This is a genomic window from Microbacterium sp. EB106-03-03-XG65 (assembly GCF_058791955.1).
The window spans coordinates 2,491,277-2,516,483 of record NZ_JBYTEB010000001.1 but is presented as its reverse complement, the minus strand read 5'-3'; the positions used below and the strand labels follow the sequence as shown (position 1 = coordinate 2,516,483).

Sequence of the window (25,207 nt, the reverse complement as noted above, 5' to 3'; positions counted from 1 at the left end):
CGCTAGACGGGGCCTCCGACATCCGCTAGGGGAGCAGCGGGATGACCTCGGAGAGGTCCTGCGGACCGATCACGAGACTCGCCGCCGCGCGCACGGCAGGCTTCGCGTTGAAGGCCAGCCCGAGACCGGCGACGGCCATCATCTGCAGGTCGTTGGCTCCGTCGCCGATCGCGATCGTGGCGTGCCGGGCCACCCCGAGCTCATCAGCCCACTCCTGCAGCGTCGCGGCCTTCACCGCGGCATCCACGATCTCGCCGTCGACCCGACCGGCGAGCGCGCCGTCGACCACCTCGAGGCGGTTCGCGCGCCACCGATCCACTCCGAGCCCGGGTGCGACGTCGTCGAGGATCTCGTGGAACCCTCCGGACACGACTCCCACGACACCGCCGCGCTCATGGACGGCCGCAGTGAGCTCGCGCACCCCAGGGGTCGGCTCTATGCGCGCGAGCACGCGCGCGAACCCCGACACCGGCACGCCTTCGAGTGCAGCGACGCGGGAGCGCAGGCTCGTGGCGAAGTCGATCTCGCCGCGCATCGCGGCTTCCGTGGCTGCCTGTACTTCGGCGCCCCGGCCGACCTCATCGGCGATCAGTTCGATCACCTCGTTGCGGATGAGGGTGGAGTCGGCATCGAGAACGACGAGGAAGCGCGCAGCGGTCACGTCTCGAGCCTATCGACCGCTGACCCCCGCTGTGCACGACGTCGCGCGGAGACGGCGTCACCTCTCGATGAACATCCCCTTGCCGACCACGGTGATGCCCGACTCCGTCACGGTGAACCCGCGAGCGAGATCTCGCTCACGATCGACGCCGACGGTCGCGCCGTCCGCGAGGACCACGTTCTTGTCGAGGATGGCACGATGGACGCGGGAGCCCGCTCCCACGCGCACTCCGTCGAAGACGACGGAATCGGTGATGGTGGAGCCTCCGCCGGCGAGCGTCCACGGCCCGACGACGCTGCGCTCGAGGTGCGTCCCCGAGAGGACCGAGCCCAGCGACACGATCGAATCGATCGCGTTGCCGATGCGCCCGACGGAGTCGCGCACGAACTTCGCGGGAGGCGAGTTCACCGCCTGCGAATGGATCGGCCACTCCATGTTGTAGAGGTTGAAGATCGGCAGCGTGGAGATCAGGTCCATGTGCGCGTCGAAGAAGGAGTCGATCGTACCCACATCACGCCAGTACGCGCGGTCGCGCGGAGACGAGCCTGGCACGTCGTTGCGCTTCATGTCGTAGTAGCCGGCCTCACCGCGGTCGACGAAGTAGGGCACGATGTCGCCGCCCATGTCGTGGCCCGAGGTCGGGGATTCTCCGTCGGCCTCGACCGCGGCGATGAGCGCATCCGCGTCGAAGATGTAGTTGCCCATCGAGGCGAGCACCTCGTGAGGCGAGTCCTCGAGACCCGCGATGTCGGTCGGCTTCTCGAGGAACTGCTTGATGCGACCCGACTCCGTGTCGGCGTCGATCACGCCGAACTGGGAGGCCATGGCGAGCGGCTGCCGGATGCCGGCGACCGTGGCCTTCGCGCCCGACTCGATGTGCGCGTCGAGCATCTGTCGGAAGTCCATGCGGTAGACGTGATCGGCGCCGATCACGACGACGATGTCAGGCTTCTCGTCGTTGATGAGGTTCAGGCTCTGCAGGATCGCGTCGGCGGAGCCGGAGAACCAGCGCTTGCCGAGACGCTGCTGCGCGGGCACCGACGTGACGTACGAGTCGAGCAGTGCCGACATACGCCACGTCTGCGAGATGTGACGGTCGAGGCTGTGCGACTTGTACTGAGTGAGCACGACGATCTGGCGCAGACCCGAGTTGATGAGGTTCGAGATCGCGAAATCGATCAATCGGTACTGTCCGCCGAACGGCACTGCAGGTTTCGCCCTGTCGGCCGTGAGGGGCATGAGACGCTTTCCCTCGCCGCCGGCGAGGATGATGCCGAAGATCTTCTTTGGTGCGGACATGCACCAACCATAGATGCGATTCGGCTCGGCGAACTAGCATCTGGACAACTGAGTCACTACCGTCTAGACATGCGCGTCGAGATGATCACGAAGGAATACCCGCCGGAGATCTACGGGGGTGCGGGTGTGCACGTCGCGGAGCTCGTCACGGCCCTCCGGCAGAATATTGATGTACGGGTCAGGGCGTTCGGATCTCCGCGTGACGAGGAGGGGACATTCGCCTACCGCACGCCCTCCGGACTCGCATCGGCGAATGCCGCGCTGCAGACCCTCGGCACGGACCTCGAGATCGTCGCCGCGATCTCGGACGCCGATGTCGTGCACAGCCACACCTGGTACGCGAACTTCGCCGGCCACATCGCCTCGCAGCTGCACGGCATCCCGCACGTGCTCACCGCGCACAGCCTGGAACCGCTGCGTCCGTGGAAGGCCGAGCAGCTCGGCGGCGGGTACGCGGTGTCGAGCGGAATCGAGAAGCTCGCGTACGAGAACGCGGCCGCAGTCATCGCGGTCAGCGCGGGGATGAGGGCCGACATCCTGCGCAGCTATCCGGCGGTCGATCCCGCGAAGGTGCGCGTGATCCACAACGGCATCGACGTGGACCGCTGGCGTCCGGTGCAGAACCCGGCCTTCCTCGAATCGGTCGGGATGGACCCGAACCGCCCGTCCGTCGTGTTCGTGGGGCGGATCACCCGGCAGAAGGGCCTGCCGTATCTCCTCCAGGCGGCACGTCTGCTGCCCCCCGAGGTGCAGCTCATCCTCTGTGCCGGGGCGCCTGACACGCCCGAGATCATGGCGGAGGTGCAGGAGGGCGTCAAGCTGCTGCAGCAGACCCGCGAGGGAGTGGTCTGGATCGACCGGATGCTGCCGCGCGACGAGCTCTCGGCGATCCTCACCGCGGCCACCACATTCGTCTGCCCCTCGGTCTACGAGCCGCTGGGCATCGTCAACCTCGAGGCGATGGCGTGCGGCGCCGCCGTCGTGGGCACGGCGACCGGCGGCATCCCCGAGGTCGTCGATGACGGGGTGACCGGACGCCTGGTGCCGATCGAGCAGCTCCAGGACGGCACGGGCACGCCTGTCGACCCCGAGCGTTACATCGCAGACCTCGCCCGGGTGCTGACCGAGGTGACCGCCGACCCCGAGCAGGCTCGCGCGTATGGCGAGGCCGGTCGGGCGCGGGCTCGTGATGAGTTCAGCTGGGGCGCGATCGCCGACACCACGCGCGCGCTGTACGCGGAGCTGACCGCGTGAGCCGATAGGCTGAGAGCATGTCGAGCGCTCTGGAATTCACCGACGTCGTCGTGCGCCGCGAGGGGCGCAACATCATCGATCACGTGACCTGGCAGGTCGACGATGATCAGCGGTGGGTGATCCTCGGACCCAACGGGGCGGGCAAGACCACGCTGCTCCAGTTGGCCGACACGCTCATGCATCCGACCTCCGGCACCGTCACGGTGCTGGGGGAGACCCTCGGTCGCACGGATGTCTTCGAGCTGCGCCCGCGCATCGGCTTCGCCTCCTCCGCGATGGCGAAGCGCGTGCCGCGTGAAGAGACGGTTCTCAACACCGTTCTCACGGCGGCGTACTCGGTTCTCGGGCGGTGGAACGAGAGCTACGAAGACATCGACGAGCGGCGTGCGCTGCGTGTTCTCGGCGACTGGCGACTCGATCAACTCGCCGACCGCACGTTCGGCACTCTCAGCGACGGCGAGCAGAAGCGGGTGCAGATCGCCCGGGCGGTGATGACCGACCCCGAGCTGCTGCTGCTCGACGAGCCGACCGCGTCGCTCGATCTCGGCTCCCGTGAGGAGCTCCTCGCTCTGCTGAGCGGGTATGCCTCATCGCCGACGACGCCTGCGATGCTGATGGTCACGCACCACGTCGAGGAGATCCCCGTCGGATTCACGCACGTGCTGCTGATCCGGGATGGGCGCATCGTCGCCGCCGGACCCGTCGCCGAGACTCTCACGGCCGATGCCCTCACCGAGACGTTCGGCATGCCGATCGTCCTCAGCAGTGAAGAGGGCCGCTACGCGGCCCGCGCGGCATCCTGATCGCGATCTGATAGAATCGACCCTTGGTGCTCTCTGCACCGCAGACTTCCCTCGTCCCTGGCACAATCCAGGGCAGCAACTAAGGAATCCCATGAAGACTGACATTCACCCCGAGTACAAGGCTGTCGTGTTCCGCGACCTCGGTTCGGGAGAGACGTTCCTCACCCGCTCGACCGTCACGGGCGACAAGACCATCGAGCTCGACGGCGTCGAGTACCCCGTCATCGACGTCGAGATCTCGTCGGCATCGCACCCGTTCTACACGGGCAAGCAGCGCATCATGGACTCGGCCGGTCGCGTCGAGAAGTTCAACCAGCGCTTCAAGGGCTTCGGCGGTTCGTCCAAGTAACGACCCCGCGATCGAAGGCCCCGTGTTCCTCGGAACACGGGGCCTTCGTCGTCTGTACAGGATGGTCAGAGCGTGAGAGTGATGCGATCGCCCATGATCGGACTCGGCGGATCACCAGGGGAGGGCGCGGGTGCGGTCCGCTTGGTCTGACGGTCCCGTCCCGAAGACGATCAGGGCGGGGCCGGACAGCAGCACCATCGCCAGCGCCGCCCAGCCCATGACATCTTCCATGCCGTCGGCGTAGACGAGTCGGGAGGGAATGTCAGCGGAGGCGCCGGCCCTGGGCGAGATCGATGAGGCGCGTCAGCACGGGGCCCGAGCGCAGTCCGTTGTGCTCGTGCTCGCTCGTCACCCACAGTCGGACATCGGGCAGAAGACGGGCGGTCTCGAGCGAGTACTCCAGAGGCACGTAGACATCGTTCACGTACACGGCAGCCGCGCCCGTGGCACCCGAGGTGGCGATGGCGACCTCATCGTAGATGCGCGGCCATTCGAACTCCGCCAGCGAGAGCGTCACGTCCCGCCACGGCTGGAAGGCGGGCACGGTCTCGGTCCACTCCCGGCGGATGTGCTCACCCGTGAACAGGGTGACGTCGTCACGGAAGTCGTCGGGCTCCACGCGCTCCGCCGACCACCGCGTCGTGTGACCGTTCGAGTAGCTGGACTCGTGGAACGCGAAGTACAGCGGGTTGCGGCCGCCGTAGGGCATCGCGTGCATGAGGTCGTGGCGGAACGCGTTCGATGCGGGATCGCGCTCGAGCAGCGACCACAGCGTCTGCCATCCGTCGTCGGTCCCCAGGGCGGAACCCACAGACCGCAGCCGCGACCGCGAGACGACCTCGCCGTCAGGCAGCACGATCTCTCCCGCATCCGCCCGATCGACCAGACGGCGCATGACGTCGCGGTGCTCGGGGAATCGGCGATAGTACTGCTCAGAGGCCGTGCGCATCTTGTCGTAGCAGAGCGCGTAGACCTCATCGGGATGCCGGCTGACCGTGCTGAGGCCGCCGGTGACGAAGACGTCGGCGAGCGAGTCCGCGTCGGTCGACAGGTACGCGAGCACCGTGAACCCGCCGAACGACTGCCCGAGCACGCTCCACGTCTCGGCGCCGAGGTGCTCGCGCACGGCCTCGCAGTCACGGACGATCGAGTCCGCGCGGAGATGGGTGAGGCGTTCAGCCACGGCTGCGGCCCCCAGCTCGAGGTCGGCGTCGCCCACCGGGGTCGACAGGCCGGTGCCGCGCTGGTCGAGCATCACGACGCGGTACTGCGCGAGAGCCTCATCGAGCCACGCAGGGGCGGACGAGGAGTGGAACGGGCGTGGTGCCTCATGGCCCGGTCCGCCCTGGAGGAAGACGAGGTAGGGGAGTCTCTCGCCCCCCTCGCGGGTCACGACACGGGCGAAGACCTCGATCGTGCGGGTGTCGGTGGGATCCGCCCAGACCAGCGGAACGGTGAGCGTGTGCTCTTCGACGGTCAGATCGAGGAGGCGTCGGATCGTCGTGGTCATGTCACATCACATTCCCGATGTAGGAGTATTTGACGAAGACCTCCGAGGCGATGTCCGCCTCATGAAGCACGCCCTGGACTGCGTTCATCATGTAGTTCGAGTCCCACCCCATGTAGAGATGGTGCGTCTCATCGAGCTGGTCCCACTGACCCTTCCAGGCCATCCCCTCATAGATGGGACCGCCGTGCGCGGTGCAGTACGCGATCGCCGCATCTCGGGTATCGGTCCACGCCCGCCGGAAGACGCGGTTGAAGAGGTGCTTGACATCGAAGACCTCCCAGCGCTCTCCCCGGTACTCCACGTACTCGAACTCGCGTTCCCACCCGGCGGGCCAACCACGGCGGCGGACCGCATCGAGGATGGGGGTGAGTCCGTCGTCGTCGATCTCGGGAAGTGCAGGGCGCGACCAGATGCGCAGCAGATCGGCGGTCAGCCGGACCGTTCGCTCCGCGATCGCGGCGGTGCCCCACGTGGCGGTGTGTTCGAGCGCCCGAGTCTCGGCGACGGTGCTGCGGGCATAGGCGGAGTCGCGCTTGACCGCGTAGGACTCGCCGAACACGCGTTCTGCGAGGTGCTGCTCGAGCAGGGTGAGGTTGCCGAGCGTCGGTGCGAGCGCGCGATGCGCATTGCGCTCGTCGTCGGAGTACTCGAGCCAGGGGCGGATGCCGTCGCCCGACCAGCTGTCGCTCGGGACGGTGGGCACGATGTGCTCGACGTCGTACTCACTCGTGTCGTCGACACCCTCGAGCCGACCGAGCACGTAGGCCGGATGCGGAAGCTCGCTGTACTTGAGCACCGCGCTCACGCGCTCGTCCGAGGGGGTGATGCGCGCGAAGGCGCGAGCCAGCGCGTCACGACCGTGCGCCCGCGCTCGGCACAGACGGGCCACGAGCCTCTCGTTGGGGAGATTGACCAGTGTGCGGCGCAGGTACATCGTCTGGATCCACTCGAGCGTCTCGAGGAGTTCGGCGCGTGCGATGAGCCCTCTCGAGTGGTCGCTGTAGACACGGAGCACGAGCGGATACGAGGCGCGTCCGAAGGTGTTGACGAAGCGCAGCTGCTGCGCGATCTCGGGATCCTGCTCCTGCGAGGGATCGAGCAGGATGCCGTAGATCTCGGCGTAGTGCCTCCATACTTCGGCTTCGGACTGGAGATGCTCGAGGTCGACTCGGGGGAAGGATCGTCGGAAGGCGCTGTACACGCCGTGCTCGCCGTTGGCAGCGACCTCTCGCCCGGTCGTCATGACGAGGAAATGGCGCCAGAAGGCGCCGATCGTCTCGCCCGTACGCTGTTCGATCGGCATCCAGAACCGTGTCTCGACGTCGAGCTGCTCGGTGTGGGTGAGACCCATGAGGATGTAGTTGTGGATCAGCTCGTGATCGCGGAGCGGTTCACCCGTGGAGTTCAGGCTCTCGAAGATCTGCTGCGCATTGGCGTCGGTGCCGAGAGTGATCGACACGTGTTCGAGCTGCTTCAATCCACGCCAGATCAGCGGCACCTCGTCGGCGTGGATCTGGCTGCGGAAGAACGCATAGTTGTCGTCGAAGCGCGACTCGCGATCGGCATGATCGCCGCGCGCGAGGATGACGGACTCGTACAGCTCGGCCCAGGCGTCGTGCGGGCGCAGCTTGGTGCGCGCCGCATCGTCCGGGCGCACGAGCACCCGGTCGAGTTCTGCGACGAGTTCGGGGGAGGTGTCCTGCACGGCGTGCCGCAGCGCGGCGACGAGGAGCATCAGGGTGGTGATGCGCTGCTGCCCGTCGATCAGGACGAGGTCGGTGTCGGCATCCGAGTCGTCGGCCGCCGACAGGATCGAACCGATGAAGTGGCGGTGGGACGAGTCCTCACGGGCGACCGCGCGGACGTCCGAGAGAAGCTGCTCGCACCCGCCGATGTCCCACCGGTACTGCCGCTGATACACCGGCACGACGATGGTGGTGGAGTCTGCTGCGAGCCAATCGATCGTGTTGACAGCTGTCGCCTCGACGTTGGTCGCAGTGCTCATGCTGGTGTCTCGTCCTCCCGTAACGCCCGGCGCCGAGGAGTCGCCAGGCGCCCGGTTCAGTCTATTCGCTTATTCACGGCGGCCCTCGGCGGCGCTCCAGAGCCGTCCTGTTAGGCTTGCCTTATCAGGGCCTGTTGAAACGTGCTGGCCCCCGATGAGAGGATCTGGTTCAGATCATGGGATACATCAAGTCAAAGGCGCTCGAAGACAAGGGCTTCGTCGTTCTCGACAGCTACGACCAGGAGCTCGACCCCAAGGAGTGGCTCGACATCGAGTACAACGACTGGAAGTCGTCGGGTGACACCCGCTTCGCGCCGCTCGCGAGCGCCAAGGGCGAGATCGAGTGCAACGGCTTCTGGAACCACAAGCCGCCGCGCACCGACAAGGACGGCGTCTGGATCGACTCGCAGACCGCGAAGGCTCCGAACCTCACGCGCCGCGCGCAGGAGCCCGGTGCCAACGTCGGACGCTGCCGCGTCATCGAGCTGCAGCCCACGCCGTACGGTGAGTGCCTGTACAACCTCCACCAGGACGACAACAACCGTCTGAACCCCGACGGCACCGGCTGGGTCGTTCGCGGCTTCTTCAACCTCAGCGACGACAAGGACAGCTTCTTCGTGCTGCGCGAGAACCGCACGGACCCGAGCATCGAGTACCGCATCGCTCTGCCCGCCGGTGCGCAGCTGATCGTCGACACGCAGCGTCTGTGGCACGCCGCGACCCACGTGGGCACCGAGCCGCGTTACTGCCTCATCACGTCGTGGACGTCGGGCCCCGAGCTCGACGCCTACATCGAGAAGTACCACGGCACCCAGGACGTGCCGAACGTCGAGGTCCCGCAGGAGGTCCTCGAGGCCGGCTACGCCGAGCAGGCTCGCCGCGACGCCGCCCGCGCCGCGTACTACGCAGCCAAGGGCCAGCAGGTCAAGCAGGCCATGAGCGAGGCGTGATCCTCGTGTGATTCAGGACCGGTGACGGTCGAAGGCCCCGGTCCTCGTGACCGGGGCCTTCTTCGTCGAAGCACATGCTTGTGATTTCGCCTGGTCTCGGCGAGAATAGGCGCACAACCGCATATTCTCGCCAGTTCTCGTGGTTCAGGTCGTTGGGGAAGACGCACCTGATGAAACGGAGAGATCATGGCGACGGCTTACGCACGCGGAGTGGTGTTCATCCACTCTGCACCTCGCGCGCTCTGCCCGCACCTCGAATGGGCGGTCGGACGCGCTATCGGTCGCGCCGTGAACTTCGACTGGAGCGACCAGCCTGTACTCGATGGCGCCCGCCGTGCCGAGTTCTATTGGGACGGCCCGGTCGGCACCGGCGCTGCGCTCGCGACGTCGATCCGGGGGTGGGAGCACCTGCGCTTCGAGGTCACCGAGGATCCGACACCCCGCAGCGACGGCGGTCGCTGGCTGCACACGCCTGATCTCGGCATCCACTACGCCCAGACGGATGCCGCGGGCAACATCGTGATCGGCGAGGACCGCATCCGCTACGCGATGGAGATCGCGGCGGGGAACGCGAGCGAACTGCAGCGTGAGCTCGACATCGCCCTCGGCTCGGCATGGGACGAGGAGCTGGAGCCATTCCGTCACGCGAGCGACGACGCCCGCGTGGTGTGGCTGCACAAGGTCGGCTAGCCGGCCCCACAGACCTGGAACGGGAAGGTGCGAGTATCGGATGCCGGTGAGTGATCCCGGACGCTGAGAAGGCGAATTCCCGTTCCACATGACGAAGACCCCGTCCCTGCTCTCAGGGGCGGGGTCTTCGTCGTTCAGATCACCGCCGAGCGGGGTGCTTCCTCTCGTGGCGAGGAGCCGCCCGCGACGACGTCGCTCCACGCGAGGCCGAGCCGCCGCAACGCCTCGGCGGTGCGCTCCGGAGGCAGGGTGATCGGCAGTCGCAGCCGTCGCTCGAGCACCCCGCCGGTGGAGAATCTCGGCCCAGGCGGCAGCACCAGCCCGTGATCGCGTGCCGCGAGCGAGAGCTGCGTCGACACGGGGGCGCCGAGGTCGAGCCAAGTCGAGAGACCGCCGTGCGTCGACGGCATCGGAGGACCGCCGATCGCCGCGAGTCCTTCGGCGACGGCGGCGCGGCCCTCGCGCAGCCGCGTCGCGACATGCGCAGTGAGAGCGGGCATCTCGTGCAGCAGTTCGACCGCGATGCACTGCTCGAGCAGCGCCGTGCCCAGCTCGAACGAGGGGCGGGTGGACAGCAGGCGGGTCATGAGCGCGCGGTCTGCTCGGATCCATCCGACGCGCAGACCGCCCCACGCGATCTTGGACATGGATCCGACCGTGATGACCTGCGGGTCGAACGCGGCCATCGGCAGCGGCGCCCATCCGCGGTCGATGTCGAGCTCTGCTGTCGTCTCGTCGACGATCAGACGTGTGCCGGCTCCGCGAGCGGTCGCCACGATGCGCGACCGTTCGGCGTCGGTGAGGGTGGCCCCGGTGGGGTTGTGGAAGTCGGGGATCAGGTAGGCGACGTGGGGGCGACTGCGCAGGAGGGTGTCCGTGAGGTGACGCTCATCCCACCCCGTGACGTCGACCGGTGTGGGCAGCAGCCGGTACCCGTTGCGGTGCAGCGCCTCGAGTGCGTGGGGGAACGTCGGCTGTTCGACGAGCGCGCGTTCGCCTCGCCGCCCGATCGTCGAGAGCACCAGGTTGAACGCGTTGAGCGCGCCGGAAGTGATCATGATCTCGTCGGCGTCCGTCTCGACGCCGCGGTCGATGAAGCGCTGCGCGACGGCCTCGCGGAGTTCGGGGAGACCGCGCAGCGAATAGCCGCTGGTGCCGCGCAGCGATGCGAGTCGGGGGAGCGAGCGAACGGTCGCGTCGTACAGGCCCGGTGTCGAGTCCATCGAGGCGATCGACAGATCGATCGCCGATTCGTCGTCTTCCGTGCCGGCCGAGTGATCAGTGTGCGGCAGTGTGACACGGGTGCCGCCCCCGTGCAGGCGTGACACGTAGCCGTGATCTTCGAGAAGACCGTACACGCGGGTCATCGTGGAGCGCGAACGCCGCAGCTCCAGAGCGAGGGCGCGTTCGCTGGGCAGTCGCTCGCCGACGGTCAGTCGCCCATCGAGGATCAGGGCGCGGATGTTCTCCGCCAGTGACTTCGCCGTCGCACCAGCGACGTTGTGAGCACCGAGTTGCTGCACGAGCCGTGAGGTCATGAGTACAGCATGACGCAAAGTGGTGTCATGATCGCAGGCCACTTCTGCGAGAGTGGTCTCGCGGTCCAGCGGGCCCGGTGCGCCACGATGAGAGGATGCAGCTTCGATCCGTCTTTCTCCCGATCCACGCCAGCAGTGGCAGGGACCTCGCCGAGCGCGCCGCGCAGCTCCTCATCGGGCTGTTCCTCTACGGAGTGGCGCTCGGTCTGATGGTGCGCGGCGGTATCGGCGTCGCGCCCTGGGATGTGCTCGCCCTCGGGATCGCGGGGAAGACCGGCCTCGGCTACGGATTCGTCACCGTGCTCGTATCCGTGCTGGTGCTGATCCTGTGGATTCCGCTGCGGCAACGGGTGGGTCTCGGCACGCTGCTGAACGCGCTGCTGGTCGGACCGAGTGCAGATCTCGCGCTGTTCGTCCTCCCCGCGCCCCCGTCGATCTGGGTGGGCGCACCGATGTTCGTGGCTGGTCTGCTGCTGCTCGCCTTCGCCACCGGTCTCTACATCGCGGCCGACTTCGGTCCCGGCCCGCGTGACGGCCTGATGACCGGGCTCGTCGGTCGCACCGGGTGGCCGGTGTGGGTGGTGCGCACCCTCATCGAGGGAAGCGTGCTGCTGATCGGGTTCGTGCTCGGCGGGCCCGTCGGCGTGGGCACGGTGCTCTTCGCATTCGGTGTCGGCCCGCTGGTCGGCTGGTTCCTGCCCTGGACGACACGGGTGCGCGCGGCTCGTTCGCAGCAGCTCGCCCGCGCATAGAAGCTCCAGGTCCTACGAGAACGGCCCCCGGGATCACCCGGGGGCCGTTCTCTCTTCTGCCTGCGTCAGTCGGCGCTGGCGAAGACGGCGACGGCGTTGTGCCCGCCGAAGCCGAACGAGTTGCTGATCGCATACAGCTGACCGTCGCCGAGAGGCTGTGCCTCGCCGGAGAGCTTGAACGGCACGGCCGGATCGGGCTCTGTCATGTTGATCGTCGGCGGCGCGACGCGGTCGCGGAGCGCGAGCAGCGAGAAGATGCCCTCGAGGGCTCCGGTGCCACCCAGCAGGTGACCCGTCGAAGCCTTGGTGGCCGACACGGGGATCTCGTCGATCCGGTCGCCGAAGACCTTCTTGAGCGCGACGTACTCGTTGGGGTCGCCGACCGGGGTCGACGTCGCGTGCGCGTTGATGTGGGCGACCTGCTCGGCGGTGATGCCGGCCTCTTCGAGAGCCTGGGTGACAGCGCGAGCTGCGCCGTTGCCCTCGGGGTCGTTGCCCGTGATGTGGTACGCGTCAGCGGTCACTCCGCCACCGAGGACGTAGCCGTAGATCTTGGCGCCACGGGCCTTCGCGTGCTCCTCGGTCTCGAGGATCAACGCCGCCGCACCCTCGCCCATGACGAAGCCGTCGCGGTCGATGGCGCCGGGACGTGAAGCGGTGGCGGGGTCGTCGTTCCGGCGCGACAGTGCCTGCGCCGAGGCGAACGACGCCATCGTGATCGGGTGGATCGCCGACTCGGTGCCACCGGCGATCACGACGTCGGCGAGGCCGTCCTGCAGGTGGTGGAAGGCGTGGATGATCGATTCGGTGCTGGAGGCGCACGCGCTGACGACCGTCTGCGCGTAGGCGCGGGCCTGGAACTGCAGCGACAGGTTGCCTGCTGCGGCGTTCGGCATGAGCATCGGGACTGTCAGCGGCATCACCCGGCGGGGGCCCTTCTCGCGCAGAGTGTCCCACGCGTCGAGGAGGGTCCAGAGTCCGCCGATACCGGTGGCGAAGTCGACTCCCAGTCGCTCCGGCGCGACCTCGGGGGATCCGGCGTCGGCCCAGGCCTCGCGAGCCGCGATGAGCGCGAACTGCGATGAGGGGTCGAGCCGCTTCGCCTCGTGACGGGGCAGGACCTCTTCGGGGCGGACGATCGCCTCGGCGGCGAAGGTCACGGGGAGTTCGTACTCCTGCACCCAGTCGTGCTCGAGAGTGCGGGTGCCGGACTGTCCTGCGAGCAGGTTCGTCCAGTTCTCGGGAGCTGTCCCGCCGATGGCGGACGTGGCGCCGATGCCGGTGACGACGATGCGCTTGGTCATGTGTGGTTCCTTGTCAGGCGGGTCGAGTAGAAGGGCGCGCAAGGCGGAGGATGCCACGCCCCGCGGATGCGGGGGTGGCATCCTTCGTGGATTACTCCTGGCCTGCGACGATGAAGGAGACGGCGTCGCCGACGGTCTTGAGGTTCTTGACCTCGTCGTCGGGGATGGTGACGCCGAACTTCTCCTCCGCGTTGACGACGATCGTCATCATCGAGATCGAGTCGATGTCGAGGTCGTCGGTGAACGACTTCTCGAGGGCGACCTCGGAGGCGTTGATGCCGGTCTCGTCGGTGATCAGCTCTGCGAGGCCAGCGAGGACCTCATCGTTGGTGAAAGCCATGTGGTCTTCCTCTTTCTTACGGGTTGTATTCGGAACCGTGGAACAGTCTAGGGAAAATCAGGGGTTTGTCAGGGAAGGACGACGACCTGAGCGGCGAACACGAGTCCTGCGCCGAATCCGATCTGCAGCGCGAGACCGCCCGAGAGCTCGGGGTGCTCGGCCATCAGCCGGTGGCTCGCCAGCGGGATCGAGGCGGCCGACGTGTTGCCGGTGGTCTCGATGTCTCGAGCGATCACCGTCGTCTCGGGCAGCTTCAGCTGCTTGGCGAACTCGTCGATGATGCGCATGTTCGCCTGGTGCGGGATGAAGGCGGCGATGTCGCTCGGCTCGACGCCGGCCTTGTCGAGCGCCTCGCGGGCGACCTTCGCCATCTCCCAGACGGCCCAGCGGAAGACCGTCTGACCCTCCTGACGAAGGGTGGGCCACGGCACCTCGCCGTCACGGAACTCGGTGAGCGTGGCGTTCATGCCGACGGCGTCGGCCTTGGAGCCGTCGGAGCCCCAGACAGCGGGGGCGATGCCCGGCGTGTCGCTCGGACCGATCAGCGCGGCACCAGCGCCGTCGCCCAGCAGGAAGGAGATGCTGCGGTCGGTCGGGTCGACGACATCCGACAGCTTCTCCGTGCCGATCACGAGAGCGTAGCGAGCAGCCCCCGACTTGATCAGGGCGTCGGCCTGGGTGATCGCATACGCATAACCGGCGCAGGCGGCATTCACGTCGTACGCCGCGGCGGGATTCGCTCCGACGCGGTCGGCGACGATGGCGGAGACCGAGGGCGACTGCTTCGGGTTGCTGATCGTCGCGACGATCACGAGGTCGACCTGGTCTGCCGGGACGCCGGACTTCTCGATGGCCTCTGTCGCAGCGATGGCGGCGAGGTCGATCGCATCCGTGCCCTTGTCGGCGCGGGCGCGGGTCACGATGCCGGTGCGCTGGCGGATCCACTCGTCGCTCGAGTCGATCGGGCCGACGAGGTCGTCGTTCGGCACGGCGTTCTCGCCGCGCGCAGCGCCGTACGAGTAGATGCGGGTGTAGGCGGGGCCGGTGATCTGGTTCAGGGTGGGGCTCATGCGGCTTCTCCGTTCAGCAGCACGACGGCTGCATCGAGATCATCGGGGGTCTTCACTGCGACCGTCGGCACGCCGCGCAGACCGCGCTTGGCGAGGCCGGTGAGTGCGCCGGCCGGAGCGAGCTCGATCAGGCCCGTGATGCCCTGTGCGGCGAAGGAGGCCATGCACAGATCCCAGCGCACGGGCGAGGAGACCTGATCGACGAGGTAGGTCAACGCCTGCGAGCCGTCGGAGACGACGGAGGCGTCGCGGTTGGTCCACAGGGTGATGTCGGGGTCACGGGGAGTCACGGTGGCCACAGCGTCGCGCAGCGCGGCGACGGCCGACCCCATGAACGAGGTGTGGAACGCACCGGCCACCTGCAGCGGGATGACGCGGGTGCCCTTGACCGGCTCGGTGGCGAGCGCGTCGAGCCCCGCGAGCTCGCCCGCCACGACGAGCTGGCCACCGCCGTTGTAGTTCGCGGGGGACAGGCCCAGTTCGCTGAGACGCGTGAGGATGGCCTCTTCGTCTCCGCCGAGAACGGCGCTCATGCCGGTCGGCGTCTGTGCCGCGGCATCCGCCATCGCACGACCGCGGATGCCGACCAGGCGCATGCCGGTCTCGGCGTCGATCACTCCGGCGCTCACGAGTGCGGCGATCTCACCGACCGAATGTCCGGCGACGCCGTCTGCCCGGCGTCCGGCACGAGAGGTGAGAGCGGCTGCAGCGACCAGCGAGGCGGCGACGATCAGAGGCTGCGCGATGCGCGTGTCGCGGATCGTGTCGGCATCCGACAGCGTGCCGTGCTGCCGGAGGTCGACCTCGGCGGCGTCGGAGTAGGCGGCGATGGTGTCGGAGACGCCCTCCAACTCGAGCCAAGGAGAGAGGAAACCGGGGGTTTGCGAGCCCTGTCCCGGGCATACGACGACGATCACATCCCCAGTCTGCCAACGATCGGCCGGAAGTGGTGGATGATCCATCACAAGATTCGGAAGATCCCTTGTGTGTGGCGCACAGTCTTCGGAGTCGCGGGTCAGCGAGGTGAGCGTCTCAGCGGCGGTCGTCGCCGGACCTGCTCGGCGGCTCCGATCGAACCGAGCACGAGAGCGGTCTGCAGGATGAGTGCCTCGCGCGGGCCTGTGGCATCCCATCCGATGACCTCGCTCACGCGCTTGAGCCGGTAACGCACCGTATTCGGGTGCACGAACAGCTCGCGGGCCGTCGCCTCGAGCGAGCGTCCGTTGTCGAGATAGCTCCACAGGGTCGTCACGAGGTCTGTCGAATGCGCCTGCAGGGGGCGGTAGATCCGCTCGATCAGCGTCTGCTTGGCGAGCGGGTCGCCTGCCAGCGCGCGCTCGGGGAGCAGATCGTCGGCATCCACAGGCCTCGGGGCCGCGCGCCATGCACGTGCGACGGCAAAACCGGCGAGGGCTGCACGCGCGCTCTGGCTCGCATCGACGAGCGCCGCCACCGCCGGACCCAGCACGACGTACCCGGGGCCGAAGGAGGGCTCGAGCCGCGCGGCGATCTCTTCGAAGCCGAGTTCATCTTCTTCGCCCTCGACCGGCTCCTGGCCCGCGACGCGCGCCCGGCCGATCACCAGCACGAGTCGTGAACCCTGTACGCCGATGAGGACGTCGACGGCGAGCTTGCGTGCCGTGCGGCGCACCAGATCGACATCGAACTGCGGGGGAGTCGTGCCGACGAGCACAGCCACCTCGCCGTGGCCGTGCCAGCCGAGCGCTGCGATCCGGCTCGGCAGCTCCTCGTCGGCCTCGCCCGTGAGGATCGAGTCGACGACGAGCGCTTCGAGTCGCGCATCCCAGAGTCCACGCGCCTCGGCGGCTCGGGCGTAGACGTCAGCCGCGGCGAAGGCGACGTCGCGCGAGTACAGCAGGATGGCCTCGCGAAGATCCGCACCTCGGCCTGCGACCCGCTCTTCCGTGACCTCGACCGTGACGCGGATGAGCTGCAGGGTCTGCTGCAGGCTGACGCTGCGGAGCAGTTCGCGCGGTGCGGCCGCGAAGATGTCTGCGGCGATCCAGGGCGTGGAGTTCGGATCCTCGTACCACTGGATGAATGACGTGATGCCCGCCTGGGCCACCAGCCCGACCGCAGAGCGGCGGGCTGGTGGCATGTCGGCGTACCACGGCAGGGTGTCCTCGAGGCGCTTGATCGTCACCGAGGCGATGTCACCGGAGATCCGGCGAAGCCAGGTGAGCGTGGCGGACTTGTCCATGCCGCGCGAAGAGGAATCCGTCACCGATGGCTCAGCTTTCGCCGCCCGCGTTGCCGCTGGTGCCGGCGTTCACGTCGTGCAGGCTGTACTTCTGGATGGCCTGCGCGGCGAGCGAGCGGTCGACGACCCCGTCTTCGGCGAGCGACTGCAGCGTGCGGACGACGATCGACGGGCCGTCGATCTTGAAGAAGCGACGAGCGGCCGCGCGCGTGTCGGAGAAGCCGAAGCCATCGGCGCCGAGCGTCGCGAAACGCTGCGGGACCCACGGACGGATCTGGTCCTGCACGGCGTGCATGTAGTCGCTCACGGCGACGACGGGTCCTTCGGCGCCCTGCAGCTTCTGCGTGAGGTACGCAGTGCGCGGCTCTTCTTCGGGGTGCAGGAAGTTGTGCTCGTCGGCGGCGAGGCCGTCGCGGCGCAGCTCGGTCCAGGAAGTGACCGACCAGACGTCGGCGATCACGCCCCAGTCGTTCTTCAGCAGCTCCTGCGCCTCGAGCGCCCAGGGGAGTCCGACACCGGACGCGAAGAGCTGGGCACGCGGGCCCTCGCCTTCACCGACGGAGACGCGGTGGATACCGCGCACGATGCCGTCGACATCCACGTTCTCAGGCTCGGCGGGCATGACCATCGGCTCGTTGTAGAGCGTGATGTAGTACATGACGTTCGGGTCTTCGTGGTTTCCGCCGTACATGCGCTCGAGGCCGGAGCGCATGATGTGCGCGATCTCGTAGCCGTAGGCCGGGTCGTACGAGATCGTCGCCGGGTTGGTGGCGGCGAGCAGGTGCGAGTGGCCGTCAGCGTGCTGCAGGCCCTCACCCGTGAGGGTGGTGCGACCTGCGGTGGCGCCCATGATGAACCCACGGGCCATCTGGTCGCCGGCAGCCCACTGTGCGTCGCCCGTGCGCTGGAATCCGAACATCGAGTAGAAGAGGTAGACCGGGATCAGCGGCTCGCCGTGCGTGGCGTACGACGTGCCGGCCGCGGTGAACGCCGCGAGAGCGCCCGCCTCGTTGATGCCGACGTGCACGATCTGCCCCTGCGGGCTCTCCTTGTAGGCCAGGAGGAGCTCGCGGTCGACCGAGGTGTAGTGCTGGCCGTTCGGGTTGTAGATCTTCGCCGAGGGGAAGTACGCGTCCATGCCGAACGTGCGCGCCTCATCCGGGATGATCGGGACGATGCGGTGGCCGAAGTCCTTCGAGCGCAGCAGGTCTTTCAGCAGACGCACGAATGCCATGGTGGTGGCGATCTCCTGCGTGCCCGATCCCTTCTTGGGAAGGGCGTAGGCCGCGTCGTCGGGCAGCGAGAGGCCGACGTGCGTCGAGCGACGCTCGGGCAGGAAGCCGCCGAGTGCCTGACGGCGCTCCAGCATGTACTGGATCGTCTCGTCCTGCGGGCCGGGGTTGTAGTACGGCGGCAGGTAGGGGTTCTCCTCGAGCTGCGCATCCGTGATCGGGATGTGCATCGCGTCACGGAACGTCTTGAGGTTGTCGAGCGTCATCTTCTTCATCTGGTGGGTCGCGTTGCGGCCCTCGAAGTGCGGACCCAGGCCGTAGCCCTTGACGGTCTTCGCGAGGATGACGGTGGGCTTGCCCTTGTGCTCGGTCGCGGCCTTGAAGGCGGCGTAGACCTTGCGGTAGTCGTGGCCACCGCGCTTCAGGTTCCAGATGTCGTCGTCGGAGTAGTCCTTGACGAGGGCCGCGGCGCGCTCGTCGCGGCCGAAGAAGTGCTCGCGGACGTATGCGCCGGACTCTGCCTTGTAGGTCTGGTAGTCGCCGTCGGGGGTGACGTTCATCAGGTTGAGAAGAGCACCCTCGGTGTCGCGGGCGAGCAGGTCGTCCCACTCACGACCCCAGACGACCTTGATGACGTTCCAGCCGGCACCGCGGAAGAACGACTCGAGCTCCTGGACGATCTTGCCGTTGCCGCGCACAGGGCCGTCGAGGCGCTGCAGGTTGCAGTTGACGATGAACGTGAGGTTGTCGAGCCCCTCGTTGGCTGCGACCTGCAGCTGTCCGCGGCTCTCGACCTCGTCCATCTCGCCGTCGCCGAGGAAGGCCCAGACGTGCGACTGCGACGTGTCCTTGATGCCACGGTTCTCGAGGTACTTGTTCGACATCGCCTGGTAGATGGCGTTGATCGGACCGAGACCCATCGAGACGGTCGGGAACTGCCAGTACTCCGGCATCAGACGCGGGTGCGGGTACGACGGGATGCCGTGCGGGGCGTGCGACTTCTCCTGGCGGAACCCGTCGAGCTGGTCTTCGCTCAGGCGGCCCTCGAGGAAGGAGCGGGCGTAGGTGCCGGGCGAGGCATGGCCCTGGATGAAGATCTGGTCGGCGCCGCCGGGGTTGTCGGCGCCCTTGAAGAAGTGGTTGAAGCCGACTTCGTACAGAGCAGCCGACGAGGCGTAGGTCGAGATGTGTCCGCCGACCCCGATGCCGGGACGCTGCGCGCGATGCACCGTGATGGCCGCGTTCCAGCGGATCCACGCGCGGTAGCGGCGCTCGATCTCTTCGTCACCGGGGAACTCCGGCTCGTTCTCGGCAGCGATCGTGTTGATGTAGTCGGTGGTCGGGACCATCGGCACGCCCAGGTGCAGCTCCTTCGAGCGCTTGAGCAGGCTGAGCATGATCTCGCGGCCACGGCCGTGGCCCTTGGCGTCGACGAGCTCGTCGAGCGACTGCTGCCACTCGCCCGTCTCATCCGGATCGCTGTCGAGGGGGCCCTGGGAGTACGGATCCTGGTCGTGCACAGTCACGGGGGAGCCTTTCGTCAAGCTGGCAGGTCATGCCATTGAAACGGGAAGCGACGCGGGCAGCCTTGTCGGCTGTGCACAACGCGTGCCTTCCTCACCCTATCCCCCTTCCACGACATGGTCGCGCATCGCGACAGCGATACACTGGATGGACCAGGGCCTTTAGCTCAGCTGGTAGAGCGCCACGTTTACACCGTGGATGTCGTCGGTTCGATCCCGGCAGGGCCCACTCCGAATTCCTGCTCCGTCGTGCCCGTCTCGATGGGCTGAGGATCGGACTCCCGCTTCCGAAAGCACGCGAGTATCGTTCATATATGGGAAGACTCTTCTACGGAGCTACTCAGCCGCCCATCCTCATCGAGGACCGTGCGTTGGCGCATCTCAAGATCGTCGTCACGACGAAGCTGCGCCGTAACGAGAGCTTCACCCTGTCGTGGATACACAAGGACGGGGAGGCGCCGGGGCGATCGACCATCTGGCTGCATCCCTCGATCCCGCTGCGCTTCGTGTTCGATGAGACGGAGGCGCCGACTCTGAACCGTCGGTGGATCGAGGAGCTCTCGCAGGCGCTCAGCAGCACGGGAGGCGTCTGTCTCACCGACGAGATCATCGATCCCACGGGGGACGAACCCGGAGAACCTCAGGCGACGGCCACGGGCTGATCTCGCGAGTTCGGCTCGTTCTCGGGCTCGTGGACCAGGTACAACCCTGACGGCGCGTTGGCGGTGAAGGCCAGCATCTCGACCCAGTGGCGATTGAGATCGGGCACCTTGCCCCGGGAGTACTTGAACACGAGGTTGCAGCCGGGGTGCATCCACACCGAGTTGCGCCCGCCGCCGATGCTGGGGTCCTCCCGCCAGGTGAACAGGAAGGGCTCCCCACGCCGGAGCTTGGTCGTGATCACGACTTGCAGGTGGTGGAGTGCGCGGTCGTTGATCTCGACCTTCTGATTGCCGTCGTACACGAACTTTCCCACGATCTGACCCGCCCTTCTTCATCTCCCCGTGAAAGCCCAGGACTACCGCGCGAGGCGGCACGTCGCAAGGCCCTTGCCATGGTCAGCAGAGGTGTCGCTCCATTACCGCGACGATGCCTCGGGTGTCAAGAGAGGGGAAGTGCGGTGACCGGTCCAGAGAATGAGCGCATGGACCGATCCTCACCTTCCCTCGCATCCGGCGAATCCAAGGATTCACGACTCGCGCACACCCTGCGCAGCATCGACTACCCGGCGACCACCGACGACCTGCTGCGAATCGCGGTGGCGGACCACCTCGAAGTGCGTCTCATCGACGCGATCCACGAGCTGCCGCGCGTCGACTATCACGGCGCCACCGAGGTGCTCCGAGCTCTCTCCGCGGAGCAGGCTGAGCTGCCGCCGGACGACGAGCCCGGCGCGCCCTCGGATCGGTAGTCGACGTCATGGGGCGGGCGCCGCAGCGTGACATCGAATACGTCCTCCCCCTGCGCTGGACGAGCGACGGCGCGATGGAGGAACTCACGTCCTATCTCGAGCGACTTCGTGACTGGGCTGACGTGACGGTGGTCGACGGCTCGGACTCCGCGCTCTTCGTCGGCCACGCCGCAGCCTGGTCGCATCTCGTGCGTCATGTCCCGTGCGGCGAGCGCGGGGGCGGTGAGAGGGCGAGCCGCCGGCGCGGGAACGGCAAGGTGCACGGCGTGCTCACCGGTGTCGCCGCTGCCCGCCACGAACGCGTGGTGATCGCTGACGACGATGTGCGCTACGACCGTCAGACCCTCGCCGCCGTCGCGTCCGACCTGACCTGCTCCGCCCTGGTGAAGCCGCAGAACCACTTCTCGCCGTTGCCGTGGCATGCCCGCTGGGACACCGCGCGCAGCCTGCTGAACCGCGCGTTGGCCACCGACTACCCGGGCACCTACGCCGTGCGTCGTTCGGCCGTGCTCGCGGCCGGGGGATATGCCGCCGACACCCTGTTCGAGAATCTCGAGCTGGAACGCACCATCGTCGCGGCGGGCGGCCGGATCTGTTCGCGACCCGACCTCTACGTCGTGCGCCGTCCGCCCACAGCGCGACACTTCCTGTCGCAACGCATCAGGCAGGCGTACGACAGCTGGGCACAACCGCGACGACTCGCGATCGAGGCCGCGATCCTGCCCGCCGTCTGCCTCCTGCGACGCCGACCGCGGGTGCTGGGAGTCATGGCGCTGACCGCCATGCTGCTCGCCGAACTCGGACGACGCAAGAGCTCCGGTCGCTCGGTGTTCCCGCCGTCGAGCGCCCTCTGGGCGCCGCTGTGGGTCGCCGAGCGAGCGGTGTGCTCGTGGATCGCCATCGTGGTGCGTCTTCGCGGCGGTGTCCGGTACGGAGGAGAGCGGATGCGCGTCGCCGCCCACAGCAGGCGGCAGATCCGAAGGCGAGTCGCCTCTACCCGGCGCGGCATCCGGAATCAACCCACTGCTGCCGGCCATTCGTCGCCGATACCTTCGGTGCGAGACGCTGTCGACGGAAGGTGAGTGCATGCACGGGAGGCGACCGCGGTTCGAGGTCGACGAGTGGAGCGTCGTCGCAGACGGCATCGACCTCGACGATCTCGCTCATGAAGAGTCGGTCTTCGGACTCTCGAACGGCCACGTGGGCTGGCGCGGCAACCTCGACGAGGGGGATCCCCGCGGGCTCGCGGGCAGCTATCTCAACGGTCTGTTCGAAGAGCACCCGATGCCGTACGCGGAGGAGGGGTACGGATACCCCGAATGCGGGCAGAGCGTCATCAACGCCGCGAACGGCCAGCTCATCCGGCTGATCGTCGGAGACGAGCCCTTCGACGTGCGCCGCGGCACGCTCGAGTCGCACCGGCGGCGCCTCGACCTCCGGGCGGGAACGCTCGAGCGCGAGGTCGACTGGACGAGTCCGACCGGCCAGCGCATCCGCATCCGATCGACGAGGATCGTCTCGTTCACACACCGCGCCGTGGCGGCGGTGCGCTATCGGGTGCAGGCACTCGACGCGTCGGCCGAGGTGACCGTCGTATCGGAGCTGCTCGCGAACGAACCGCTGCCGATCACTCACGACGACCCTCGCGTGCAGGAGCTGCTGAGCGAGCCGTTGGAGGCGGTGGCGTCCGCAGGCCGCAGGGGCGCCGCGACCCTCGTGCACCGCACGAGGAAGAGCGGACTCACGACAGCGGTGTCGATGGACCATCGGGTGAGCGGACCGTCACAGCAGCAGCCGAGCGTCGACACCGACGTGGACCCGGCGGGAGATCGCGCACGCACCACGGTGCGCGCGCGGCTGGCCGCGGGGGAGACACTCGAGATCGTCAAGATGGTCGGTCACGAGTTCTCCGGCGACCTCTCGACGGCCGCGCTGCGGGATCGGGCCGAGGCGGCGGTCGGCGACGCGATGCGTGCCGGATGGGAGACCGTGATCGACGATCAGCGGGTTCGACTCGACGATTTCTGGGAGTGCGCCGATGTGCGCGTCGACGGCCCACGCCGACTGCAGCAGGCGGTGCGGTTCGCGCTCTTCCAGGTCTTCCAGGCCTCCGTGCGCATGGAGCTGCGATCCGTTCCGGGGAAGGGACTGACCGGCTCCGGATACGAGGGGCACACCTTCTGGGACTTCGAGGCCTTCGTGCTCCCGGTACTCACCTCGACGCTGCCGCACGCGGCGGAGCAGGCTCTGCGGTGGCGGCACTCCGTGCTCGATCGTGCGCGCGACAGAGCGGCGCAGCTGCATCTGCAGGGCGCCGCTCTGCCCTGGCGGACGATCGACGGCAGGGAGTCGTCGGGCTACTGGCCCGCGAGCACGGCGGCGTTCCACATCAATGCCGATGTGGCCGGAGCGGTTCTGCACTATGTCCGCGCCACGGGCGATGTCGCCTTCGAACGGGAGGCGGGGCTCGAGATCGTCATCGAGACCGCGCGTCTGTGGCTCTCGCTCGGTCGGTGGGACGCACAGGGCGGCTTCCACATCGACGGCGTGACAGGCCCCGACGAGTATTCGGCGATCACGAACGACAACGTCTTCACGAACCTGGCGGCGCAGAGGAACCTTCGCGGCGCGGCGGCTGCGGCGCGACGGCATCCGGACGTCGCCTCGGGCCTCGGGATCGTCGACGACGAGATCGCGCGGTGGGAACTCGCAGCGGCGTCGATGACCGTGCCGTTCGATGTCGAGCGGGGCGTGCACCCGCAATCCGCCGGGTACACCGACCTCGAGCGATGGGACTTCGAGTCGACGTCGCCTGATCAGTACCTGCTGCACGACCACTTTCCGTACTTCGATCTGTATCGCAAGCAGGTCGTGAAACAGGCCGATCTCGTGCTCGCGCTCTTCTTCGCGCATGAGGCGTTCACTGCCGAGCAGAAAGCGCGGGCGTTCGACTACTACGAGGCCATCACCGTGCGGGATTCCTCGCTGTCGGCGGCCGCTCAGGCGGTGGTGGCGGCCGAGGTCGGCCATCTCGATCTGGCGCTGGACTACCTCGCCGAGGTGGCCACTCTCGATCTCGACGACCTGCACGGCAACGCCGGCGAGGGTCTTCACATCGCCGCACTCGCAGGGGTCTGGACCGCCGTCACCTCGGGCTTCGGGGGCATGCGCGACAGCGACCACGGCATGCGGTTCCGTCCGCGTCTTCCGCGGCAGATCGACAGGCTCGAGTTCGGCGTGCGCGTCCACGGCTGCATCCTGCGCGTCGATGTCCGTCAGGGTGAAGCGACCTACCGGCTCGCGTCGGGGGAGCCGCTCACGATCACCCATTACGACGAGCAGCTCACCCTCGACGCAGGACACCCGGTGACGGCGACGATCCCTCCGTTCAATCCGCCGGGCACCGAGCCCCGGCAGCCACGGGGGCGAGCGCCGCGCCCCGCGCTCGACGCATTCGGCGCCTGACCCGGGCGCAGAGAGAGGAGACAATGATGTCGGATCGAACCGTCGGTCGCGCTTCGATGCGAATGGCGTTCTGGTCTTGGACGCTCATCATCGTGATCGGGCTCGCGATCATGATCACCTTGCCTCTGCTCGGGCGGTGACGACCATGCGTCGCTTCGTCCGAGACGGGGGACTCACCCTCGTCTTCCTGGCGATCTTCATCCTGAGCCTTGTCGGGCAGTCGATCGCCGGTCACGCGTACAACAACGAAGAGCTCGCTCAGCATGGTCGACCGCCGCTCCCGTATCTGGAGTTCGTCACTTCTTCGGACTTCCTGGTGGACGTGGCGGAGAACTGGCAGTCGGAGTTCCTGCAGTTCTTCCTCTTCATCCTCGCGACCGTCTGGTTCATCCAGCGGGGATCTCCCGAGTCGAAGAAACCCGGAGATGAAGGCGTCGGCTCTGACGCCGATCAGCTCGTCGGCGAACACGCGCACCCCGACTCGCCGAAGTGGGCGAAGGTGCGGGGTGTGCGCGGCTGGATCTTTGCCAACTCACTGCTCGTCGCGATGGGCACGGTCTTCCTGCTCTCGTGGCTCGCGCAGTCGCTCGCGGGGCACCTGGTCGCCAACGAGCAGAACGCACAGCACGGCCTGCCGCCCGAGACCTGGATCGACTACGTCGCTTCGGCGGAGTTCTGGAACCGCACGCTGCAGAACTGGCAGTCCGAGTTCCTCGCGGTCGGGGCCATGGTCGCCTTCTCGATCTATCTGCGTCAGCGCGGTTCGAGCGAGTCGAAGCCGGTCGGCGTGCCGCACCACGTCAGCAGCGTCGAATCCGACTGACGAGGCT

At 67.6% G+C, this 25,207-nt stretch carries 23 protein-coding genes and 1 tRNA gene; 12 read left to right on the top strand and 12 right to left on the bottom strand.

Going from position 1 to position 25,207, the window contains the following annotated elements:
• Positions 1-25 precede the first annotated feature (25 nt).
• On the bottom strand, positions 26-661 hold the full coding sequence (gene serB, locus AC3WS6_RS11855) for a phosphoserine phosphatase SerB (protein WP_492501202.1): 636 nt from the start codon (positions 659-661) through the stop codon (positions 26-28).
• A 57-nt stretch (positions 662-718) separates the two neighbouring features.
• Entirely contained in the window at positions 719-1,960 is a 1,242-nt protein-coding gene (gene glgC, locus AC3WS6_RS11850) for a glucose-1-phosphate adenylyltransferase (RefSeq protein WP_492501201.1), read from the bottom strand.
• A gap of 69 nt (positions 1,961-2,029) precedes the next feature.
• Between glgC and glgA the strand changes: the two genes are divergently transcribed.
• The 3 genes from glgA to AC3WS6_RS11835 all read left to right on the top strand — a co-directional run bounded on the left by glgA (position 2,030) and on the right by AC3WS6_RS11835 (position 4,366).
• A complete protein-coding gene (gene glgA / locus AC3WS6_RS11845) occupies positions 2,030-3,214 on the top strand; it encodes a glycogen synthase (RefSeq protein WP_492501200.1) in 1,185 nt (394 codons plus the stop codon).
• Between the two features lie 17 nt (positions 3,215-3,231).
• On the top strand, positions 3,232-4,017 hold the full coding sequence (locus AC3WS6_RS11840; protein WP_492501199.1) for an ABC transporter ATP-binding protein: 786 nt from the start codon (positions 3,232-3,234) through the stop codon (positions 4,015-4,017).
• 91 nt (positions 4,018-4,108) lie between these two features.
• Positions 4,109-4,366 carry a type B 50S ribosomal protein L31 gene (locus tag AC3WS6_RS11835; RefSeq protein WP_028501712.1) on the top strand — a complete coding sequence of 86 codons (258 nt, stop codon included), beginning with the start codon at positions 4,109-4,111 and terminating at the stop codon, positions 4,364-4,366.
• 262 nt (positions 4,367-4,628) lie between these two features.
• Here AC3WS6_RS11835 and AC3WS6_RS11830 read toward each other — a convergent pair whose 3' ends face one another.
• Complete coding sequence (locus tag AC3WS6_RS11830; RefSeq protein ID WP_492501198.1) at positions 4,629-5,876, bottom strand: alpha/beta fold hydrolase; 1,248 nt, start codon at positions 5,874-5,876, stop codon at positions 4,629-4,631.
• A 1-nt stretch (position 5,877) separates the two neighbouring features.
• On the bottom strand, positions 5,878-7,881 hold the full coding sequence (locus tag AC3WS6_RS11825) for a DUF262 domain-containing protein (protein WP_492501197.1): 2,004 nt from the start codon (positions 7,879-7,881) through the stop codon (positions 5,878-5,880).
• 176 nt (positions 7,882-8,057) lie between these two features.
• Here AC3WS6_RS11825 and AC3WS6_RS11820 point away from each other — a divergent pair, with 176 nt between their 5' ends.
• Both AC3WS6_RS11820 and AC3WS6_RS11815 read left to right on the top strand, forming a co-directional pair.
• Entirely contained in the window at positions 8,058-8,831 is a 774-nt protein-coding gene (locus AC3WS6_RS11820) for a hypothetical protein (protein WP_053096395.1), read from the top strand.
• A 186-nt stretch (positions 8,832-9,017) separates the two neighbouring features.
• Positions 9,018-9,521 carry a DUF3145 domain-containing protein gene (locus tag AC3WS6_RS11815; protein ID WP_492501196.1) on the top strand — a complete coding sequence of 168 codons (504 nt, stop codon included), beginning with the start codon at positions 9,018-9,020 and terminating at the stop codon, positions 9,519-9,521.
• Positions 9,522-9,655: 134 nt separating this feature from the next.
• Here the strand turns inward: AC3WS6_RS11815 and yczR are convergent, their stop codons facing one another.
• Positions 9,656-11,059, bottom strand: coding sequence for a MocR-like transcription factor YczR (yczR, locus tag AC3WS6_RS11810; protein ID WP_492501195.1), 1,404 nt, complete (start codon positions 11,057-11,059; stop codon positions 9,656-9,658).
• Between the two features lie 95 nt (positions 11,060-11,154).
• Here yczR and yczE point away from each other — a divergent pair, with 95 nt between their 5' ends.
• Entirely contained in the window at positions 11,155-11,811 is a 657-nt protein-coding gene (yczE, locus tag AC3WS6_RS11805; RefSeq protein WP_492501194.1) for a membrane protein YczE, read from the top strand.
• A 65-nt stretch (positions 11,812-11,876) separates the two neighbouring features.
• On the opposite strand, the gene AC3WS6_RS11800 is transcribed toward yczE, so the two are convergent.
• The 6 genes from AC3WS6_RS11800 to aceE form a co-directional block, all read right to left on the bottom strand.
• Positions 11,877-13,115: a beta-ketoacyl-[acyl-carrier-protein] synthase family protein gene (locus tag AC3WS6_RS11800; protein WP_492501193.1), complete on the bottom strand. Its 1,239-nt coding sequence runs from the start codon at positions 13,113-13,115 to the stop codon at positions 11,877-11,879.
• 91 nt (positions 13,116-13,206) lie between these two features.
• Positions 13,207-13,455 (bottom strand): acyl carrier protein, encoded by a 249-nt coding sequence (locus tag AC3WS6_RS11795; RefSeq protein WP_017830435.1) that lies wholly within the window; start codon positions 13,453-13,455, stop codon positions 13,207-13,209.
• A 68-nt stretch (positions 13,456-13,523) separates the two neighbouring features.
• Entirely contained in the window at positions 13,524-14,525 is a 1,002-nt protein-coding gene (locus tag AC3WS6_RS11790; protein ID WP_492501192.1) for a beta-ketoacyl-ACP synthase III, read from the bottom strand.
• Positions 14,522-15,442: an ACP S-malonyltransferase gene (locus tag AC3WS6_RS11785; RefSeq protein WP_492501191.1), complete on the bottom strand. Its 921-nt coding sequence runs from the start codon at positions 15,440-15,442 to the stop codon at positions 14,522-14,524. Before AC3WS6_RS11785 ends, AC3WS6_RS11790 begins: the two co-directional genes overlap by 4 nt.
• A gap of 98 nt (positions 15,443-15,540) precedes the next feature.
• Positions 15,541-16,746, bottom strand: a complete 1,206-nt coding sequence (locus AC3WS6_RS11780; RefSeq protein WP_492501492.1) for a PucR family transcriptional regulator — start codon at positions 16,744-16,746, stop codon at positions 15,541-15,543.
• Between the two features lie 31 nt (positions 16,747-16,777).
• A complete protein-coding gene (gene aceE / locus AC3WS6_RS11775) occupies positions 16,778-19,504 on the bottom strand; it encodes a pyruvate dehydrogenase (acetyl-transferring), homodimeric type (RefSeq protein WP_492501190.1) in 2,727 nt (908 codons plus the stop codon).
• Between the two features lie 153 nt (positions 19,505-19,657).
• On the opposite strand from aceE, the gene AC3WS6_RS11770 reads away from it, so the two are divergent.
• Together AC3WS6_RS11770 and AC3WS6_RS11765 are read left to right on the top strand one after the other, a co-directional pair.
• A tRNA-Val gene (locus tag AC3WS6_RS11770) sits at positions 19,658-19,730 on the top strand.
• Between the two features lie 85 nt (positions 19,731-19,815).
• The gene (locus tag AC3WS6_RS11765; RefSeq protein WP_492501189.1) at positions 19,816-20,163 is read left to right on the top strand and encodes a DUF7882 family protein; all 348 of its coding nucleotides are present in this window, start codon (positions 19,816-19,818) and stop codon (positions 20,161-20,163) included.
• Here AC3WS6_RS11765 and AC3WS6_RS11760 read toward each other — a convergent pair.
• Positions 20,142-20,477 (bottom strand): DUF7882 family protein, encoded by a 336-nt coding sequence (locus AC3WS6_RS11760; RefSeq protein WP_492501188.1) that lies wholly within the window; start codon positions 20,475-20,477, stop codon positions 20,142-20,144. The genes AC3WS6_RS11765 and AC3WS6_RS11760 overlap by 22 nt on opposite strands.
• Positions 20,478-20,645: 168 nt before the next feature.
• Between AC3WS6_RS11760 and AC3WS6_RS11755 the strand changes: the two genes are divergently transcribed.
• From AC3WS6_RS11755 to AC3WS6_RS11740, 4 genes are all read left to right on the top strand, one after another.
• The gene (locus AC3WS6_RS11755; RefSeq protein WP_492501187.1) at positions 20,646-20,912 is read left to right on the top strand and encodes a DUF2795 domain-containing protein; all 267 of its coding nucleotides are present in this window, start codon (positions 20,646-20,648) and stop codon (positions 20,910-20,912) included.
• 8 nt (positions 20,913-20,920) lie between these two features.
• Complete coding sequence (locus AC3WS6_RS11750) at positions 20,921-21,994, top strand: glycosyltransferase family 2 protein (protein WP_492501186.1); 1,074 nt, start codon at positions 20,921-20,923, stop codon at positions 21,992-21,994.
• A 4-nt stretch (positions 21,995-21,998) separates the two neighbouring features.
• On the top strand, positions 21,999-24,377 hold the full coding sequence (locus AC3WS6_RS11745; protein WP_492501185.1) for a glycoside hydrolase family 65 protein: 2,379 nt from the start codon (positions 21,999-22,001) through the stop codon (positions 24,375-24,377).
• Positions 24,378-24,522: 145 nt separating this feature from the next.
• Complete coding sequence (locus AC3WS6_RS11740) at positions 24,523-25,200, top strand: DUF6766 family protein (RefSeq protein ID WP_492501491.1); 678 nt, start codon at positions 24,523-24,525, stop codon at positions 25,198-25,200.
• Positions 25,201-25,207: the final 7 nt, after the last annotated feature.

Excerpts from the sequence above, each read along its gene's own strand:
- glgC (WP_492501201.1), bottom strand. The coding sequence starts at position 1,960 with ATGTCCGCACCAAAGAAGATCTTCGGCATCATCCTCGCCGGCGGCGAG.
- glgA (WP_492501200.1), top strand. The coding sequence starts at position 2,030 with ATGCGCGTCGAGATGATCACGAAGGAATACCCGCCGGAGATCTACGGG.
- AC3WS6_RS11840 (WP_492501199.1), top strand. The coding sequence starts at position 3,232 with ATGTCGAGCGCTCTGGAATTCACCGACGTCGTCGTGCGCCGCGAGGGG.
- AC3WS6_RS11835 (WP_028501712.1), top strand. The coding sequence starts at position 4,109 with ATGAAGACTGACATTCACCCCGAGTACAAGGCTGTCGTGTTCCGCGAC.
- AC3WS6_RS11830 (WP_492501198.1), bottom strand. The coding sequence starts at position 5,876 with ATGACCACGACGATCCGACGCCTCCTCGATCTGACCGTCGAAGAGCAC.
- AC3WS6_RS11825 (WP_492501197.1), bottom strand. The coding sequence starts at position 7,881 with ATGAGCACTGCGACCAACGTCGAGGCGACAGCTGTCAACACGATCGAT.
- AC3WS6_RS11820 (WP_053096395.1), top strand. The coding sequence starts at position 8,058 with ATGGGATACATCAAGTCAAAGGCGCTCGAAGACAAGGGCTTCGTCGTT.
- AC3WS6_RS11815 (WP_492501196.1), top strand. The coding sequence starts at position 9,018 with ATGGCGACGGCTTACGCACGCGGAGTGGTGTTCATCCACTCTGCACCT.
- yczR (WP_492501195.1), bottom strand. The coding sequence starts at position 11,059 with ATGACCTCACGGCTCGTGCAGCAACTCGGTGCTCACAACGTCGCTGGT.
- yczE (WP_492501194.1), top strand. The coding sequence starts at position 11,155 with ATGCAGCTTCGATCCGTCTTTCTCCCGATCCACGCCAGCAGTGGCAGG.
- AC3WS6_RS11800 (WP_492501193.1), bottom strand. The coding sequence starts at position 13,115 with ATGACCAAGCGCATCGTCGTCACCGGCATCGGCGCCACGTCCGCCATC.
- AC3WS6_RS11795 (WP_017830435.1), bottom strand. The coding sequence starts at position 13,455 with ATGGCTTTCACCAACGATGAGGTCCTCGCTGGCCTCGCAGAGCTGATC.
- AC3WS6_RS11790 (WP_492501192.1), bottom strand. The coding sequence starts at position 14,525 with ATGAGCCCCACCCTGAACCAGATCACCGGCCCCGCCTACACCCGCATC.
- AC3WS6_RS11780 (WP_492501492.1), bottom strand. The coding sequence starts at position 16,746 with ATGGACAAGTCCGCCACGCTCACCTGGCTTCGCCGGATCTCCGGTGAC.
- AC3WS6_RS11765 (WP_492501189.1), top strand. The coding sequence starts at position 19,816 with ATGGGAAGACTCTTCTACGGAGCTACTCAGCCGCCCATCCTCATCGAG.
- AC3WS6_RS11755 (WP_492501187.1), top strand. The coding sequence starts at position 20,646 with ATGGACCGATCCTCACCTTCCCTCGCATCCGGCGAATCCAAGGATTCA.
- AC3WS6_RS11750 (WP_492501186.1), top strand. The coding sequence starts at position 20,921 with ATGGGGCGGGCGCCGCAGCGTGACATCGAATACGTCCTCCCCCTGCGC.
- AC3WS6_RS11745 (WP_492501185.1), top strand. The coding sequence starts at position 21,999 with ATGCACGGGAGGCGACCGCGGTTCGAGGTCGACGAGTGGAGCGTCGTC.
- AC3WS6_RS11740 (WP_492501491.1), top strand. The coding sequence starts at position 24,523 with ATGCGTCGCTTCGTCCGAGACGGGGGACTCACCCTCGTCTTCCTGGCG.